This window comes from Wylensekiella montiformis (assembly GCF_009697385.1).
Lineage (GTDB): Bacteria > Bacillota > Negativicutes > Selenomonadales > Selenomonadaceae > Selenomonas_A > Selenomonas_A montiformis.
On sequence record NZ_VUNL01000003.1, the window covers coordinates 190907 to 206277 of the forward strand.

Genomic DNA, 15371 nt, shown 5'->3' on the forward strand with positions numbered 1-15371 from the left:
CAATAACTTTAATGTAAAACGGTACAAAAGATGTTCCACCGGGAACGAACCTTTATATCGATTAAAAACAACGTATTCTCATCAAACTTTTACCATCGCAATTTCGTCGCAATTGGGGAACTTCGGACAGTCGATACATTCTTTCCAAACCTTATGCGGGAGTTCTTCCTTGGTAATCGTTACGAATCCCAGTTTTTGAAAAAATCCGGGCTTATACGTCAAGGTAAAATATTTTTCTACCCCTAATTCGTCTCCCTCTTTCAAGAGACGCTGTACAATTTCCGCGCCGATTCCCTTTCGAACCATTTGCGGAGCTACTGCCATCGTCCGAATCTCTGCCAAGCGATCCCAGATGATATGCAGTCCCCCTACACCGACGATACTTCCATCTTCCGCCTCAGCGACGATCATATCACGCAGTGTTTCATACAGTGTATTGCGTGAGCGGGCCAGCATCACTCCTTCCGTTGCATATCCTGAAACCAATCGAAAAATAGGTTCGATATCCCGAAATGTTGCTTTGCGGTATTTCATGCTCTCATCTCATTTCCTCAAGTTATGCGCCTTCTGCAGCAGGAGAAAAGCTGGGGCAGACCGACGCAAGCGGACACCCATCACATAACGGCTTCCTAGCTTTGCAAACTTTGCGTCCGTGCCAGATCAGCCAATGATGTGCATCGGACCATTTATCCATAGGAATGGCTTTCCGAAGCCCCTGCTCTACTTCAAGCGGCGTGCTGCCAACAGCCAGACGAAGCCGATTGGAAACACGAAATACATGCGTGTCTACGGCAATAGCCGGATGATGGAAACCGACACTTTCCACTACATTCGCCGTTTTCCTGCCGACGCCCGGCAAAGTTTGTAATGCCGCAAAATCATCCGGAACTTCACCGCCATATTTCTCGCAAAGGATCTGGCAAGTTGCCAGAATATTTTTGGCCTTATTGCGAAACAGGCCGCAATCGCGAATTTCGTCTTCCAGCTGTTCCAGCCCAAGAGCCAGTATGGCCTCTGGCGTAGCTGCTTTTTGAAACAGACGAGCGGTTGTTACATTGACGCGCTTGTCCGTGCATTGTGCGGAAAGGATAACTGCTATCAGTAATTCAAATGGATTGCGAAACAGCAAGGCTGGTTTGGCTCCTGCATAAATCTTTTCCAAAATAGCAAGCTGTTCTTCCCGGATCTTCTTTGTCATTCTCATACGTTGCACCTTTTATCCGTCAGAACTGCCCCACTCACAGGAAATCCTGTAAATGGGGCGATCAATGAATGTCTATGACACAAAACGATACGAATCAGTTCGTCAGACTGCGGATCGGTGCCGGAATGCGTCCGCCGCGCGCAATGAACGCCGCCGAGCTATACTGATTGCGTACCGGTACAATGGGGCAATAACCCAGCAGGCCGCCAAACTCTACCACATCACCGACTTTTTTCCCGGGAACAGGGATGACGCGAACCGCCGTCGTTTTATTATTGATCATTCCGATCGCAGCTTCATCTGCGATAATCCCGGAAATCGTCGCCGCTGTCGTATCGCCCTCGATAGCGATCATATCCAGACCGACAGAGCAGACACAGGTCATGGCTTCCAGTTTTTCAATAGAGAGACTGCCCTGAGAAACCGCATGAATCATGCCTTCATCTTCACTGACAGGAATAAAAGCGCCGGAAAGCCCGCCAACATGCGAAGAAGCCATCAGGCCGCCTTTTTTTACAGCATCATTAAGCAGTGCCAGCGCCGCCGTCGTTCCCGGAGCGCCGCAGCTTTCAATCCCCATCTCCTCAATGATGCGTGCTACGCTGTCGCCGACCGCCGGCGTTGGCGCCAGCGACAAATCAATAATGCCGAAAGGAACCCCTAGACGTTTCGAGGCTTCCCGGGCTACCAGCTGGCCGACACGCGTAATCTTGAAAGCCGTTTTCTTGATCGTTTCTGCAACCTGAGTGAAGTCAGCCCCTTTCATATCCTCAAGCGCATGCTTGACCACGCCAGGTCCGCTGACGCCAACGCTGACGACCTTATCCGCCTCTCCTACGCCGTGAAAAGCCCCAGCCATAAAAGGATTGTCCCCCGGCGCATTGCAGAATACCACCAGTTTGGCGCAGCCCAATGCCTGCTGATCCCGTGTCAGTTCAGCCGTACGCTTGACTACCTCTCCCATTTCGCGTACACAATCCATATTGATTCCCGTTTTCGTCGAACCGAGATTCACGGAAGAGCAAACGAGATCTGTGGCAGCAAGTGCCTGAGGAATGGAATCAATCAAGATACGATCGCCATGCGAAAATCCTTTTTCCACCAATGCGGAAAAACCACCGATAAAATTGACACCGACCTCTTTTGCGGCCCGGTCCATCGCTTCTGCTACCGGTACGTATGTATCCGTCCTGCAGGCATCCGCAGCAATAGCAATCGGCGTGACCGATACACGCTTATGAATAATAGGAATTCCGTATTCGGCTTCAATATCCTCACCGGTTTTTACCAGAAATTCCGCCGATTTTGTAATCTTGTCATACACATTCCGGCAAAACTGTTCCATATTGGGATGTGCGCAGTCCCGCAGAGAAATCCCCATCGTGATCGTCCGCACATCGAGCTTGTTCTCCGTGATCATTGCATTGGTTTCTAAAATATCATCTATTGTTATCACAGGTTATACGTCCTCCTAAAACCGGCAAATTTATATACTCTGCCCGATCAGATATTATGCATAACATTAAAAATATCTTCATGCTGAGCTTTGATGTCCACATTAATCTCCCGGCCGCTTTCACGAAGTCTCTGCTGCAGTTCTGTCAGCTTAATTTTGCTGCCGCTGATCTCGGCAATCAGGATCATATTAAAAAAGCCATCCAGAATATTCTGATTGATGGACAGGATATTGACATTGTTCTCGGCCAGAATCCGGCTGACCATGGCAATAATACCTACACGGTCTTTCCCAACGACTGTCACTACAAGCTTCATTTACACATTTCTCCTTTTGATTTCCTTTATCACGACATATTGTGTAAACATAGAACAATGTGTCAACACAAAATGGTTTCTTTCATTATAACAAGGGATTCCTTAAAAACCAATACTTTGAATGAAAATTCTTCTGAAAATCTCCTTCTATCTTGCTGAAAATCCGTTATAATAAATACAGCACATCACTATTGAGGAGGTATTTTTATGGAACTTGGTTTTTTTGATGGCGAATTCATCTCACTTGACGAGGCAAAAGTAAGACTGGAAGACCGCGGGTATCAGTTTGGGGATGGAATCTATGAAGCGACTCATGTCTATAACGGGACCTGCTTCGCATTGCCGCGGCATCTCGCGCGCTGCCGCCGATCGCTCCGCGAGCTTCGGATTCCGATTACCTATATGGATGAAGAACTCACAGCCATTCATCAGGACATCATAAAAAAGAGCGGCATAAAAGACGGAGCGATTTATTATCAGATTACACGTGGCACGGCGCCGCGCACGCATTATTTCCCGGAACACGTTGTCCCCCATCTTTCTATGACCATCCGGGAATCCAAGCCCAATACAGAATGGCAGGAAAACGGCATCCACTGCACGCTGGTTGAAGACATTCGCTGGCTGCGCTGCGATATCAAAAGCCTGAACTTACTGGGAAACGTATTGGCAAAACAGGCGGCACATGATAAGGGCGTACAGGGAACCATTCAGTTCCGTAAAGATCAAAATCTTATTACCGAGGGATCCAGCAGCAACTTTTATATTGTCAAAGACGGTATCATTTGGACTCATCCGCTCAACCATTACATCCTCAAAGGGGTAACCCGATCTATCCTCATGGAAGAAATCATTCCAAAGCTCGGTCTTACGGTAGTAGAAAAAGCCTTTTCTCCAGAGTTTGCTATGAGCGCCGACGAAGCATTTGTCACCAGCACCAGTCTCGAAGTAACACCCGTAGTAAACATTGACGGTCACACGATCGGACAGGGCGCACCAGGAAAAATCACGCAGTCACTCCTGACGGAATATCATCGTCTCGTTCGTCAGGAATGTTATGCTTAATACAAAATGATTGAATGGCATCTGCAAAAGCAGATGCCATTCTTTTGAGTTATCACTTCAATAGAATAAATAACAGAATAAACCGTGTCTATAATTCTAATTGGTTATCGTTTGAGAAAAGAATCACGTTTTCCATTGACAAAGGACTTTTTAGTACCTATACTATTCTTGTGATATCAATTCGGATAAAACACAGAAAAGCCAGCCGTATCAAGGTTTCTTCGCATTCCTGACCGGATATTCTGATTGTTTTTCTGTTTTATATCCATAAACAAACATTATGTATCCATAACTCAAGGGAGAGTGTTGATTATGTCAAAGAAACCTGTACAGATCATGGAAACCGTCCTGCGTGATGGTCATCAGTCCCTGTGTGCGACACGCATGCGCATAGAAGACATGCTTCCCCAGCTTGATGCTCTTGATTCTGTTGGCTATAAGGCTTTAGAGGCATGGGGCGGCGCGACCTTCGATACCTGCCTGCGTTTCCTTGGCGAAGATCCCTGGGAACGTCTCGATACGCTCAAGGCTCATCTGAAAACCCCTATCCAGATGCTTCTCCGTGGGCAAAATCTGCTTGGCTATAACCACTATTCGAATGATGTTGTGGAAAAGTTCGTTCAGAAGGCCGCCCAGCATGGCGTGGGGGTATTCCGTATCTTTGATGCACTGAATGACGTCCGCAATCTGAAAGTAGCCATCAATGCAGCGCTTCATTGCCCGGAAAAACCGGAAGTTCAGGGTTGCCTGGTCTACACGATCAGTCCGGTTCATACCAATGAAACCTTCGTGGAATTGGCCAAGGAACTTCAAGCAATGGGCTGCCATTCGATCTGTATCAAAGATATGTCCGGCCTGCTCAAGCCATATGTGGCTGAAGATCTGGTAAAAAAACTGAAGGCTGCACTGGATATCCCGGTCGAACTTCATACGCACTGCACCTCCGGCTTTGGACACGCTACCTATCTGAAAGCCATCGAGGCCGGTGTCGATGTCATCGATACGGCTTTGGCTCCCTTCTCTTCAGACACCTCTCAGCCCTGCACCGAAACAATGGTTCGCGCACTGGAAGGCACAGAATACGATACAGGGATTGATGTTCAGAAACTTACACCAATCTCCAAGCATTTCCTTGCTGTGAAAAAACGCATCATTCAGGAATTCAATCTGAAAGGATATTTTGATATCAATCCGAACGTTCTGGACTTCCAGATTCCGGGCGGTATGCTTTCGAACCTTGCCAATCAGTTGAAAGAGGCCGGTATGGAAGATAAATATCAGGATTTGCTTGATGAGATGCCTCGCGTCCGTAAGGATCTTGGCTATCCTCCCCTTGTAACGCCTTCTTCTCAGATTGTAGGAACCATGGCGACCTTCAATGTCATGTCCGGCGAGCGCTATAAGATGGTACCGAAAGAATTCAAAGATCTTGCACGTGGTAAATTTGGCCGGACGCCGGTCGCCATTGACCGCGACTTCCTCACGAAAACTCTGGGAATCGCTCCGGAGGATATCATCGAAGATTGCTCCGTAGAAGATGCAAAAGCCAAAACGTTTGCAGAATTCGAAGCGGAACTGAAAGAAAAAGGCTTCCTGAACCCATCAGAAGAAGACATTCTTTCGTATGCACTGTTCCCGCAGGTTGCAGAAGAATTCTTCCAGAATCATTACCAGAAAGTTACCGCATACAAAAAAGCATAATCGTTTTTACCTTCTGTTCGTTTTTCTAAGTCATCAAAAGGCCCTGCTCGTTTCGCAGGGCCTTTTGGTATCATTCCAACCTTCTTATCCAATCCATTCTTGACAAATTCTAAACCATTCTATTATAATTTCTATATATTTATTGATATAGTTTTGTTTGAATGCAGCCTGCGAGAAACCAATCTGCAAAAGAAAAGAGGATGATTTCATGGAATTACTGAATGCAGCAATTAATCAAATCAATACCATTCTTTGGTCGTATGTACTCATTATCGTACTGGTCGGCTGTGGCCTATGGTTTACCGTTTCCACAAGGTTTGTACAGATACGCATGCTGCCAGAGATGCTGCACCTTTTGACCGAAGGAATCGGCCAAAAAACACGCGGAAACGCCATCAGCTCATTTCAAGCCTTCTGTGTCAGCACAGCTTCCCGCGTCGGTGTCGGCAATATTGCAGGAGTAGCCATCGCCATTGTGACGGGAGGACCGGGCGCTGTATTCTGGATGTGGGCTATCGCTTTCATCGGATGTGCCACCGGTTTCATAGAAAGCACGCTGGCTCAAATTTACAAGCTCCCGCGTGGAAATCATACCTATCACGGAGGTCCGGCATATTATATCAAAAATGCCTTACAGCAGCCAGCAATAGCAAAACTCTTTGCCCTTTTGATTTCCGTAACCTTTGGCTTAATCTATGTATCCGTACAGGCAAATACCATCGCGTTATCGGTCAAGACCGCGTTCGATATTCCGCCGTTCATGACAGCGTTTTTTCTCTGCGTACTCACCTCATTGGTTATTTTTGGCGGCATGACCCGGATTGCCCGATTTACGGAATACCTTGTCCCCATCATGGCCGGTGTTTATATTCTGATTGCCTTTCTCATCTTGATTCTGAATATAGACAAGCTCCCCGGCATGTTTGCCCTGATTGTTCATGATGCCTTCTCCCCTCAGGCGGCGGTCGGCGGAGGCCTCGGCTCTGCCATTCTTACCGGTGTGAAGCGTGGTCTCTTTTCCAATGAGGCCGGCGAAGGTTCTGTACCAAATGCTGCGGCCACGGCTGATGTATCACATCCGGTAAAACAGGGACTGGTTCAGGCCTTTGGCGTTTATGTAGATACGTGGCTGGTCTGCTCTGCTACCGCATTCATCATTCTGCTTACCGGACAATATACTATCGGCGGTGATCTCACCGGCATTGCACTGGCGCAAGCCTCATTGGCCAGTGTGTTCGGCGCACTGGCGCCAGTTGCCGTTTCTTTCATGATTCTCCTGTTCGCTTTCAGTTCCATCATTGGCAACTACTACTATGGAGAAATCAATATTTCCTTTTTTGAGGGCAATATTCGCAGGAAACTCTGCCTGTTCCGCGTTGGCGTTGTGGCCATGGTACTGTTCGGCAGTCTGGCTGAACTTTCACTCGTATGGAATCTGGCCGATCTCTTCATGGGATTTCTTTGCCTGACCAATCTCTATGCCGTAGCGCGCCTCTCCGGTTATGCCCGTGCTGCACTAAATGATTATATCGCGCAGAAACGGAGCGGCGAAAAAGAGCCGGTATTCCATCCAACCATTCTAAAAAAGGAAACCGGCGTCTACGCCTGGGACAAAGAGGTTCGTTCCAACGAATAAAAAAAGTCGTCTCTCAAGGAGATTCCAAAGATCCCTTGAGAGACGACTTTTTATTGGAAAAACACGGATTTCCCTATGAATTCCCGCAGCAATGAATTATTCGGTACTTCATTTTCTGCCTGAATATCATCGAAATACGTACAGAAATCCAGCAGTCGGCGTGCTTTGGCATGTTCCGGTACCTCCGGAGGAATCTTCTCCAATAAGGGTTTGGCATATTTTTTTAAGATGCCAAGTTCATAAATCAAAGCAGAATTAAACATGACGTCCGCTTCCTCCTGAAACGGAAAAATATTTTTCTCCTCGCCCTCCCGTACATCCGGCCACTGGCGCAGCGTTTTCAATGCGTGAGCCCCGCGGAACTGATAATCACGAACCAGACGCCGCATCAGTCTCGCATCTGTTGTTGGAATGCGGTTATGCGCATCAATATTCAATTGCGTTAAGGCGCTGATATAAATTTTATACTTGCGGTCACGCGGCACAGCCTGGCTGAGCGCTTCATTCAAGCCATGAATCCCCTCTACGATAATCGGCTGATTTTCATTTACCGCAAGCGGTGCATCCGTCTGCCATTCCCGTTCTCCGGTAATAAAATTATACCGCGGTAGAATGACCTCCCGCCCTGCCAATAAGTCGACCATGTCCTGATTAAACAGATCGGTATCCAGAGCGCCAAGACACTCATAATCATATTCGCCCTTTTCATTGCGTGGCGTTTCCACCCGTGGACGGAAAAAATCATCGAGAGAAATAGACACAGGTTCCAGACCATTGACGCGAAGCTGGATACGAAGACGCTGCGCAAAAGAGGTTTTTCCTGATGAGGATGGTCCGGCAATAAGAATCAGGCGCAGCATTTTCCTCTCTGCCGCAATATGATCTGCAATCTGTGCAATCCGCTTCTCTTGCAATGCTTCAGAAACACGAATGATATCGCCAATCTGTCCATTTCGGTTAGCCCGGTTGAGATCCGTTACATAATTGCAATGAAGAATTTGCGCCCATCGTTTTGATTCAGACAAAATATGACTGAGCTTCGGCTGGGGGATGCGCTCACGAACCGCGCCATCTGTTCCCATATCCGGTGTACGAAGCAGAATACCCGGAGCTTCAAAATCCAATGCAAAACGATCCAGCCCCCGCGTTTCCGGAAGCATCGCACCATAAAGGTAATCATAAAAGTCGCCGCAGCGATAAATGCTGACTGTCGGCTGTTCCAGCGCAGCAATAAGATTTGCTTTTTCAATCTGTTTGGATTCCTTAAAGAGACGGACTGCCATTTCACGACTCAGGCTCTCTTTCCGGATCGGGCGGTTTTCCGAAATGATACGGCGCATACGGGCTTCAATACAGTGTACGGTCGCTTCGTCCAATTCCCGATCCGGCAGTCGTATCTCGCAGAACAGTCCTTTGTTGGCAGAAAACTGAGCGATCACTTCTGCGCTGGGATATAATTCATGCACAGCCGTAATCAGCAAAAAAACAACCGACCGCTGATATACCTGCCATCCTGGCTGCGAGTTCAGTGGGATAAATTCGATTTGTGCAGCCTGCCCGATTTCGCTTTGCAAATCGCGAATTTCATGATCCAATTCCACCGCAACAATTTCACTGTCAAAATGTTTTTGCGCTTCGCGAGCCATTTCCCGAACCGTTTTTCCCGGAACAACTTCCATAATATATACCATTCCTTCCCTGTATAGTATAAAAGACCCTGATCTCACAAAAATTGCAAAATCAAAGCCTTTTTCTTGTAACCCTTTATCGGAATATCATACAAACCAAAGAGTAGACCGCTGCTCCCATCATCGCCGTACACGGAATCGTAAGAACCCAGGCCAGTAACATCTGCTGAGCAACCCCCCAGCGAACAGCATTGACACGCTTAGCCGTTCCCACACCCATAATCGAACCGGATACCACATGCGTTGTGCTTACCGGAAGATGAAGAAGCGTTGCCGTGAAAATAACCGTCGACGAATTCAAATCAGCAGCAAAGCCGGAAATCGGCTCCAGCTTGAAGATCTTTCCGCCAATTGTCTTGATAATCCGCCAGCCGCCAACTGCCGTACCGCAGGCCATAGCGGTCGCCGCCAAAACTTTAACATACGTCGGTACCTCAAAAACATCAATATATCCGCCTGACAACAAAGCCAGCGTAATGATACCCATCGACTTCTGCGCATCATTCGAGCCATGAGAAAAAGCCATCATTGCTGCCGATAAAATCTGCATTTTTTTGAACTTATGGTTAATAGCCGAGGGACTAAAACGGCCAAAAACCCGAAACAGCACCGTCATCGTTACATATCCTGTCAGAATAGCAAGAATCGGAGACCCGATCAGGGACAGGACGATTTTTCCTATACCACAAAAATTCAATCCGTCGGCCCCCACGGAGACAAGAACTGCGCCGATGATTCCGCCGACTAAAGCATGAGAGGAACTCGATGGAACAGCAAACCACCAAGTGATGAGATTCCATATCACCGCGCCGGCCAGCGCCGCAATAATAATATGTTCATCCACATGCTGGGCCGACTTGACGATATCACCGCCAATCGTTTTTGCGACACCGGTGCTGTACATGGCCCCGAGGAAATTCAGTACTGCAGCCATAATAATGGCATGGCTGGGATGAAGAGCTCGGGTTGATACGGAAGTAGCTATCGCATTCGCTGTATCGTGAAATCCATTGATGAAATCAAACAGCAGCGCCAATCCGATAACCGTGAATATAAGCATCTGTACTTCAGGCATACTTCATTACCACTCCCCGGATCATGTCAGACATTTTCTCACAGTGATCCAGTGTATCCTCAAGCTTTTCCAGGATATCCTTCCACTTGATCAAGGCAATCGGATCTTTTTCCTTATCGAAAAGATAAGCGATCTCGTGACGATAGACACGATCCCCTTCACTTTCCAACTGGGCGATTTTGTGCGTCGCATCCAAAATCTGCGCCTGATTCTTGCGAATATCCTTCAGAAGCGAGAACGCCCGGATGATTTCTTCTGTGGATTCAATGAGCAGCTTTGTCATCGTAACTGCGCCGCTCATTGCCTTTCCCGTGCGATACATCACAATGCGCTGCAGCGTCCCCTGAAGATAATCCACACCATCATCCAGGCCGTTTGCCAATGCATAAATATCCTCACGGTCAATGGGAGTGATAAAGGTCAGATTCAGCTTATCGATAATCTTGTCATTGACCCGGTCCGCCTGATGTTCCAGATCGATGATTTCCTTTACCTTATCTGCCGCCTTGCTGTAATCCAGCATGACCTCGTCCATCATGAGCGCACCTTTGTAAAAATAATTGGCACTCTCAACGAACAGATCAAAGAACTCACTATCCTTCTTTTTGAATTTAAACATGCTGTTCTGAGTCCTCCCCGAACAAAATATCACATACACACTTAAAACTATATCATTATTTTCTTTTCCGTTCAACTAATAATTTTTTCATAGAAATCATCAAACATACATTCCTTTTCAACTAAAGTGCGGAAGGAATACAGGCACACTTCCCAAAAGAAAGGTATAAAAAGGAGCCAATCTGTCCCCAAAACAGATTGGCTCTCTACAAAATTGCTCAGACTAAAAGCCGCACGCAATGTACAGAAGCATTAGTTCTCTACTGCCCGAAGCGCCTTGAGCACTTTTGCCGCTACGCCCTTCATCTTTGCAGCCGATACCGAGCATGCCGCGATGCGTACACCCATCTTTAGCGGAACGGCAAAGATCAAATCCTCATGCAGCTTGTCACAGACTGCCTGAGGATCAGCGGCCGGAACGGACAGGAAGAAACCGCCCTTATACGGTAAAGCATTGAGGCCACATTCCCGTGCCTCCGCCATAAAGAGACTGCCGCGTCCCTGAATCATCTGATAAAAGGCATCGCGCTCTTTCTCGAACTGTGCCAATGTACTCTTATCCTGTTGAATGCGGGTCAGCAGCGTCATAGCACCGCGGTTGATATTCGACCAGGTCGCACGGCTCGTGTATTTATTGATCTCCTTGAACTCCGCAATGACTTCCTTACTGGAAGAAACAGCGACCAGCGCACCAGTACGCTGTCCATAAGCCGTATAACCCTTGGACATGGAAAACGAAAACATGACCAGAATATTATCCGGCAGATTGCCGAACTGATTCATGAACCGGCGTGTTTCATTTTTCTCACCAGCATAATCGATATAAGCAATATCCACGAGAATGCTCATCTTTTTGCCCTGCGCCGCGTACTTTTTCGTCAGCGTAAGAACCTGTTCCCAGTCTTCTTCCGTCAAGCTGAATCCCGTAGGATTATGCGCCGGCGTATTGATAATGACAAGCAAACTGTCCTGCCGGCTCATGATTTCATCGACTTTAGCCGTATAGTCGCTTATATTGAAATGCTGCTTTTCATCAAACAGCTTATAGTTTTCCAGACGGCAGCCGCACTCCTGACAGATTACATTATAAGTTCCCCAGAACCAATCCGATGTCAGGACGCTGCTTCCCCGCTCGGCATAATTGGCCACAGCATGATGAATCGCGCCAGTGCCTCCGGCTGTTGCAATAGCAGCCGTATATCCTTCCGGTTTCTGATCGGCAAAGGTCAGATCAATGACTGCATCAAGATATTCCGGCAGGCCGGAAATCGGCGCATATCGCATGTAATCCTCCAGAGACAGCGAACGGAAAACACGCTCCATCGTCGGTATACAGGCCAACTTTCCCTGATCATCCATCATAACACCCATCGTGGCGTTTGTCACTTTATCCGCACCGTATTTTTTAGCCGCTTCAGCGCAGGCTGCACTTGCACCAAAAATCGCGTCTTTTAATCTCTTATCTGCAGCGTGTTTCGCTGCCATGCTCGTTGTCATAAAACAAATTCCTCCTTCAATATAAGGCCTGATGCTTACGAAAGCCAAACGCCAACATAATTCATACAAATAATATAATAACTGTTTGCAACTGTCCTGTCTACCCGTACAGCTGTATGTATACAATATTCCTGTTCTGGCACTCGTTGGCATCGGATTCATTCAGCCAGAGTCAGGGAAAGTCTAAAACTCCCCCCTGACCTGTTTTATTTTATGATAAAAGGGGCCTCAACCTGCCCGGATCAGACCGGGCGGAAGACCCCCTTCTTTCCTATGATCACTTCACAGGAAAAAATTCATCATGAATCGCATTGACAGCTTCTTTCAGCTGAGATCCTTTGATCAGGCAAGAGATACTGATCTCCGACGTACTGATGATATCAATATTAATCCCCGCCCGGGACAGCGCGCCAAACATCCGGGAAGCCGTTCCCGGATTTCCCAGCATTCCCGCTCCGACGATAGAAACCTTTGCTACATCCTCTTCAATAAGGACAGCGACCGCATTCAACTTATCCGCAACGCCGTCAACGACCTTCTTGGCCTGAGCCAGATCGTCTGACGCTACAGTAAAGACCATATCTGTTACATTTTTCTCGATATTGCGGATACTCTGCACGATCATATCCACATCGATATTTGCCTCAGCCAAAGCAGAGAATATCTCATGAGCAATACCCGGGGTATTCGGGATCCCAAGCACCGCAATTTTAGCAACTTTCTCATCATGAGCAACGCCGCGGATAGCAAAATCTTTATCTTCCATTGTATAATCCTCCCTAATGATTGTTCCCGGTTTCGTCGTAAAAGTAGAACGGACATGTATGGGAATATGAAAATATTCGCCCATTTCCACCGAACGAGGCTGCATGACGCCAGCGCCCAAGCGAGCCATCTCCAGCATCTCATGATAGGTAATTTCTTTCATTTTGCGCGCGCCTTTGACAATGCGCGGATCAGCCGAATACACGCCATCTACGTCTGTAAAGATCTCACAGGTATCGGCCTTCAATGCACCGGCCAGCGCAACAGCCGATGTATCCGAACCACCGCGCCCCAGGGTTACCGGATCGCCGTATTTATCCGCCCCCTGGAACCCTGCCACAACGACGATATTCCCCTTCGCCAGTTCCTCATGAACGCGCTCCGGCGTAATATCCACAATCCGCCCCTTCGTATGAACCGCGTTCGTACGCATACCAGCCTGCGGCCCGGTCAGCGAAACAGCCGGCTGACCGAGCGTCTGAAACGCCATCGCCAGCAATGCAATGGACTGCTGCTCGCCTGTAGTCAGCAACATATCCATTTCTCTGGTATACTGGTACGGATTCTTATTGATACCCTGCGCCAAAGCGATGAGATCGTCCGTCGTATCGCCCATAGCCGACACGACCATAACAATCTGGTCTCCGGGCTGCTTTTCACTCAGAACCCGCTTGGCCACATTCATAATCTTTTCTGTGGTTGCCACCGAACTGCCACCGAATTTTTTTACAATAAGCGCCATGATTCTCCCCCTAAACACGACCGTATGACATCCTTATGCGAAGCACCGGTCTTGGTTGTTAATCTTTACAATCGAAACATATTATACAAGAAAAAGAGTCATGTGTCTACCAAAAAACACAAATTTATGTAAAAATGTTCACTTCCAAAAAACAGAACAGAGAAAATATGTTACATATTCTGCTTGTATTTCGCGTTTTTTCACACAAAATGATAAAGATATAATGTCGTTTTATACCTCCTCTTAAAATAGCTGGACAACCATGCTATTCTATGATAGATTTTATCTGAAGTTTCGTACTTTGTTCTTTATATAAGCGTTTACCTGACTGGAAAGGAGTATTTATCTTGCAAAAACGACCGATCGGCGTCAGCGAAAAACTTCCCCTGACCGAAACCATCCCGTTGTCATTGCAACATCTGTTTGCCATGTTTGGATCCACCGTTCTCGTTCCCATTCTCTTCAAAATTGATCCGGCAACCGTATTGCTGTTCAATGGAATCGGCACCATTCTTTACCTTATTTTATGCAAAGGAAAGATTCCTGCCTATCTGGGGTCCAGCTTTGCCTTTCTTTCCCCCGTCTTTCTCGTTCTCGGGCAATACAGTTACGAAGCGGCACTTGGCGGGTTCATCGTCGTCGGTGCCGTATTTTGTCTGATTGGCTTATTGATCCGAGCCATAGGAACCAGTTGGATCGATATCGTTTTCCCGCCGGCAGCGATGGGCGCAATCGTAGCCGTTATCGGGTTGGAACTCATGCCGACGGCAGCTGGTATGGCCGGGCTGACTGCTGAGCACCCCGGAGACAGTACAACCATTTTCGTCTCCCTCACTACACTGGCTATCACTGTGTTCGCCTCGGTCGCCTTTCGCGGTTTTCTTTCGATCATCCCGGTTCTTCTCGGCGTTATCGGCGGATACATCCTCGCAGCCTGCTGCGGCATCGTAGACAAAAACTTGATCGAACAGGCCCCCTGGTTTGCTCTGCCAACCTTCTATACCCCGGTATTCAATCCGGACGCCATCCTCATTATCCTGCCGGCCGCTCTGGTCGTCATTGCCGAACATATCGGCCATCTAATAGTAACCGGCAACATCGTCGGCAAAGATCTGACCAGAGATCCGGGATTGGACCGTTCTATTTTCGGCAATGGCCTGTCGACCATTCTTTCGGGCTTTTTCGGCTCCACGCCAAATACAACGTATGGGGAAAATATCGGCGTTCTGGCCATCACCAAAGTATTCTCGGTTCGGGTAATCGGCGGAGCCGCTGTCTTCGCCATTTTTCTTTCCTGCTTCGGAAAACTGGCAGCTGTGATCCAGAGCATCCCCACTCCCGTAATGGGCGGCGTTTCTCTGCTGCTATTCGGCGTAATTGCCGCCTCAGGAATCCGTGTTTTGGTAGAAAGCCACATCGACTACAACAATCCAGTCAATCTCATGCTGACTGCCATCGTCCTGGGATTGGGCGTTTCCACTGCCGGTATCACCATCGGCACCGTAACGTTGCGGGGAATGTCCCTGGCCACCGTCACAGCCATCCTGCTGTCCGTATCGTTTCGCCTGATCGCCAGAATACGCAATCCCAAATGAAAGGAGCCTCCT

13 protein-coding genes are annotated in these 15371 nt (G+C 47.8%); 4 read left to right on the top strand and 9 right to left on the bottom strand.

Annotated elements, in window-relative coordinates:
• Positions 1–81: 81 nt before the first annotated feature.
• From FYJ78_RS03910 to FYJ78_RS03925, 4 genes are all read right to left on the bottom strand, one after another.
• On the bottom strand, positions 82–534 hold the full coding sequence (locus FYJ78_RS03910) for an N-acetyltransferase (RefSeq protein WP_154620106.1): 453 nt from the start codon (positions 532–534) through the stop codon (positions 82–84).
• Positions 535–556: 22 nt separating this feature from the next.
• The gene (nth, locus tag FYJ78_RS03915; RefSeq protein WP_154620107.1) at positions 557–1204 is read right to left on the bottom strand and encodes an endonuclease III; all 648 of its coding nucleotides are present in this window, start codon (positions 1202–1204) and stop codon (positions 557–559) included.
• Positions 1205–1298: 94 nt separating this feature from the next.
• The gene (locus FYJ78_RS03920; RefSeq protein WP_328597628.1) at positions 1299–2660 is read right to left on the bottom strand and encodes a PFL family protein; all 1362 of its coding nucleotides are present in this window, start codon (positions 2658–2660) and stop codon (positions 1299–1301) included.
• Between the two features lie 47 nt (positions 2661–2707).
• Positions 2708–2977, bottom strand: a complete 270-nt coding sequence (locus tag FYJ78_RS03925) for an ACT domain-containing protein (RefSeq protein ID WP_154620108.1) — start codon at positions 2975–2977, stop codon at positions 2708–2710.
• 207 nt (positions 2978–3184) lie between these two features.
• Here FYJ78_RS03925 and dat point away from each other — a divergent pair, with 207 nt between their 5' ends.
• The 3 genes from dat (at position 3185) to FYJ78_RS03940 (ending at position 7379) form a co-directional block, all read left to right on the top strand.
• A complete protein-coding gene (gene dat, locus FYJ78_RS03930) occupies positions 3185–4042 on the top strand; it encodes a D-amino-acid transaminase (RefSeq protein WP_154620109.1) in 858 nt (285 codons plus the stop codon).
• Positions 4043–4354: 312 nt separating this feature from the next.
• Entirely contained in the window at positions 4355–5743 is a 1389-nt protein-coding gene (locus tag FYJ78_RS03935; RefSeq protein ID WP_154620110.1) for a pyruvate carboxylase subunit B, read from the top strand.
• A gap of 208 nt (positions 5744–5951) precedes the next feature.
• Positions 5952–7379 carry an alanine/glycine:cation symporter family protein gene (locus tag FYJ78_RS03940; protein ID WP_154620111.1) on the top strand — a complete coding sequence of 476 codons (1428 nt, stop codon included), beginning with the start codon at positions 5952–5954 and terminating at the stop codon, positions 7377–7379.
• A gap of 50 nt (positions 7380–7429) precedes the next feature.
• Here FYJ78_RS03940 and FYJ78_RS03945 read toward each other — a convergent pair whose 3' ends face one another.
• The 5 genes from FYJ78_RS03945 to FYJ78_RS03965 all read right to left on the bottom strand — a co-directional run bounded on the left by FYJ78_RS03945 (position 7430) and on the right by FYJ78_RS03965 (position 13764).
• The gene (locus tag FYJ78_RS03945; protein WP_235899817.1) at positions 7430–9058 is read right to left on the bottom strand and encodes a nucleoside kinase; all 1629 of its coding nucleotides are present in this window, start codon (positions 9056–9058) and stop codon (positions 7430–7432) included.
• Between the two features lie 85 nt (positions 9059–9143).
• The gene (locus tag FYJ78_RS03950) at positions 9144–10142 is read right to left on the bottom strand and encodes an inorganic phosphate transporter (protein ID WP_154620113.1); all 999 of its coding nucleotides are present in this window, start codon (positions 10140–10142) and stop codon (positions 9144–9146) included.
• Positions 10135–10761, bottom strand: coding sequence for a DUF47 domain-containing protein (locus FYJ78_RS03955; protein WP_154620114.1), 627 nt, complete (start codon positions 10759–10761; stop codon positions 10135–10137). The genes FYJ78_RS03950 and FYJ78_RS03955 overlap by 8 nt, the downstream gene beginning before the upstream one ends.
• A gap of 251 nt (positions 10762–11012) precedes the next feature.
• Positions 11013–12257 carry an aminotransferase class I/II-fold pyridoxal phosphate-dependent enzyme gene (locus tag FYJ78_RS03960; protein WP_154620115.1) on the bottom strand — a complete coding sequence of 415 codons (1245 nt, stop codon included), beginning with the start codon at positions 12255–12257 and terminating at the stop codon, positions 11013–11015.
• A gap of 277 nt (positions 12258–12534) precedes the next feature.
• Entirely contained in the window at positions 12535–13764 is a 1230-nt protein-coding gene (locus FYJ78_RS03965; RefSeq protein ID WP_154620116.1) for an aspartate kinase, read from the bottom strand.
• Between the two features lie 347 nt (positions 13765–14111).
• Between FYJ78_RS03965 and uraA the strand changes: the two genes are divergently transcribed.
• Positions 14112–15359, top strand: coding sequence for a uracil permease (gene uraA / locus FYJ78_RS03970; protein ID WP_154620117.1), 1248 nt, complete (start codon positions 14112–14114; stop codon positions 15357–15359).
• Positions 15360–15371 lie beyond the last annotated feature (12 nt).

What these genes read in the sequence shown, in the direction of transcription:
- FYJ78_RS03910 (WP_154620106.1), bottom strand. Translation starts at nt 534, where the DNA reads ATGAAATACCGCAAAGCAACATTTCGGGATATCGAACCTATTTTTCGA.
- nth (WP_154620107.1), bottom strand. Translation starts at nt 1,204, where the DNA reads ATGAGAATGACAAAGAAGATCCGGGAAGAACAGCTTGCTATTTTGGAA.
- FYJ78_RS03925 (WP_154620108.1), bottom strand. Translation starts at nt 2,977, where the DNA reads ATGAAGCTTGTAGTGACAGTCGTTGGGAAAGACCGTGTAGGTATTATT.
- dat (WP_154620109.1), top strand. Translation starts at nt 3,185, where the DNA reads ATGGAACTTGGTTTTTTTGATGGCGAATTCATCTCACTTGACGAGGCA.
- FYJ78_RS03935 (WP_154620110.1), top strand. Translation starts at nt 4,355, where the DNA reads ATGTCAAAGAAACCTGTACAGATCATGGAAACCGTCCTGCGTGATGGT.
- FYJ78_RS03940 (WP_154620111.1), top strand. Translation starts at nt 5,952, where the DNA reads ATGGAATTACTGAATGCAGCAATTAATCAAATCAATACCATTCTTTGG.
- FYJ78_RS03945 (WP_235899817.1), bottom strand. Translation starts at nt 9,058, where the DNA reads ATGGAAGTTGTTCCGGGAAAAACGGTTCGGGAAATGGCTCGCGAAGCG.
- FYJ78_RS03950 (WP_154620113.1), bottom strand. Translation starts at nt 10,142, where the DNA reads ATGCCTGAAGTACAGATGCTTATATTCACGGTTATCGGATTGGCGCTG.
- FYJ78_RS03955 (WP_154620114.1), bottom strand. Translation starts at nt 10,761, where the DNA reads ATGTTTAAATTCAAAAAGAAGGATAGTGAGTTCTTTGATCTGTTCGTT.
- FYJ78_RS03960 (WP_154620115.1), bottom strand. Translation starts at nt 12,257, where the DNA reads ATGACAACGAGCATGGCAGCGAAACACGCTGCAGATAAGAGATTAAAA.
- FYJ78_RS03965 (WP_154620116.1), bottom strand. Translation starts at nt 13,764, where the DNA reads ATGGCGCTTATTGTAAAAAAATTCGGTGGCAGTTCGGTGGCAACCACA.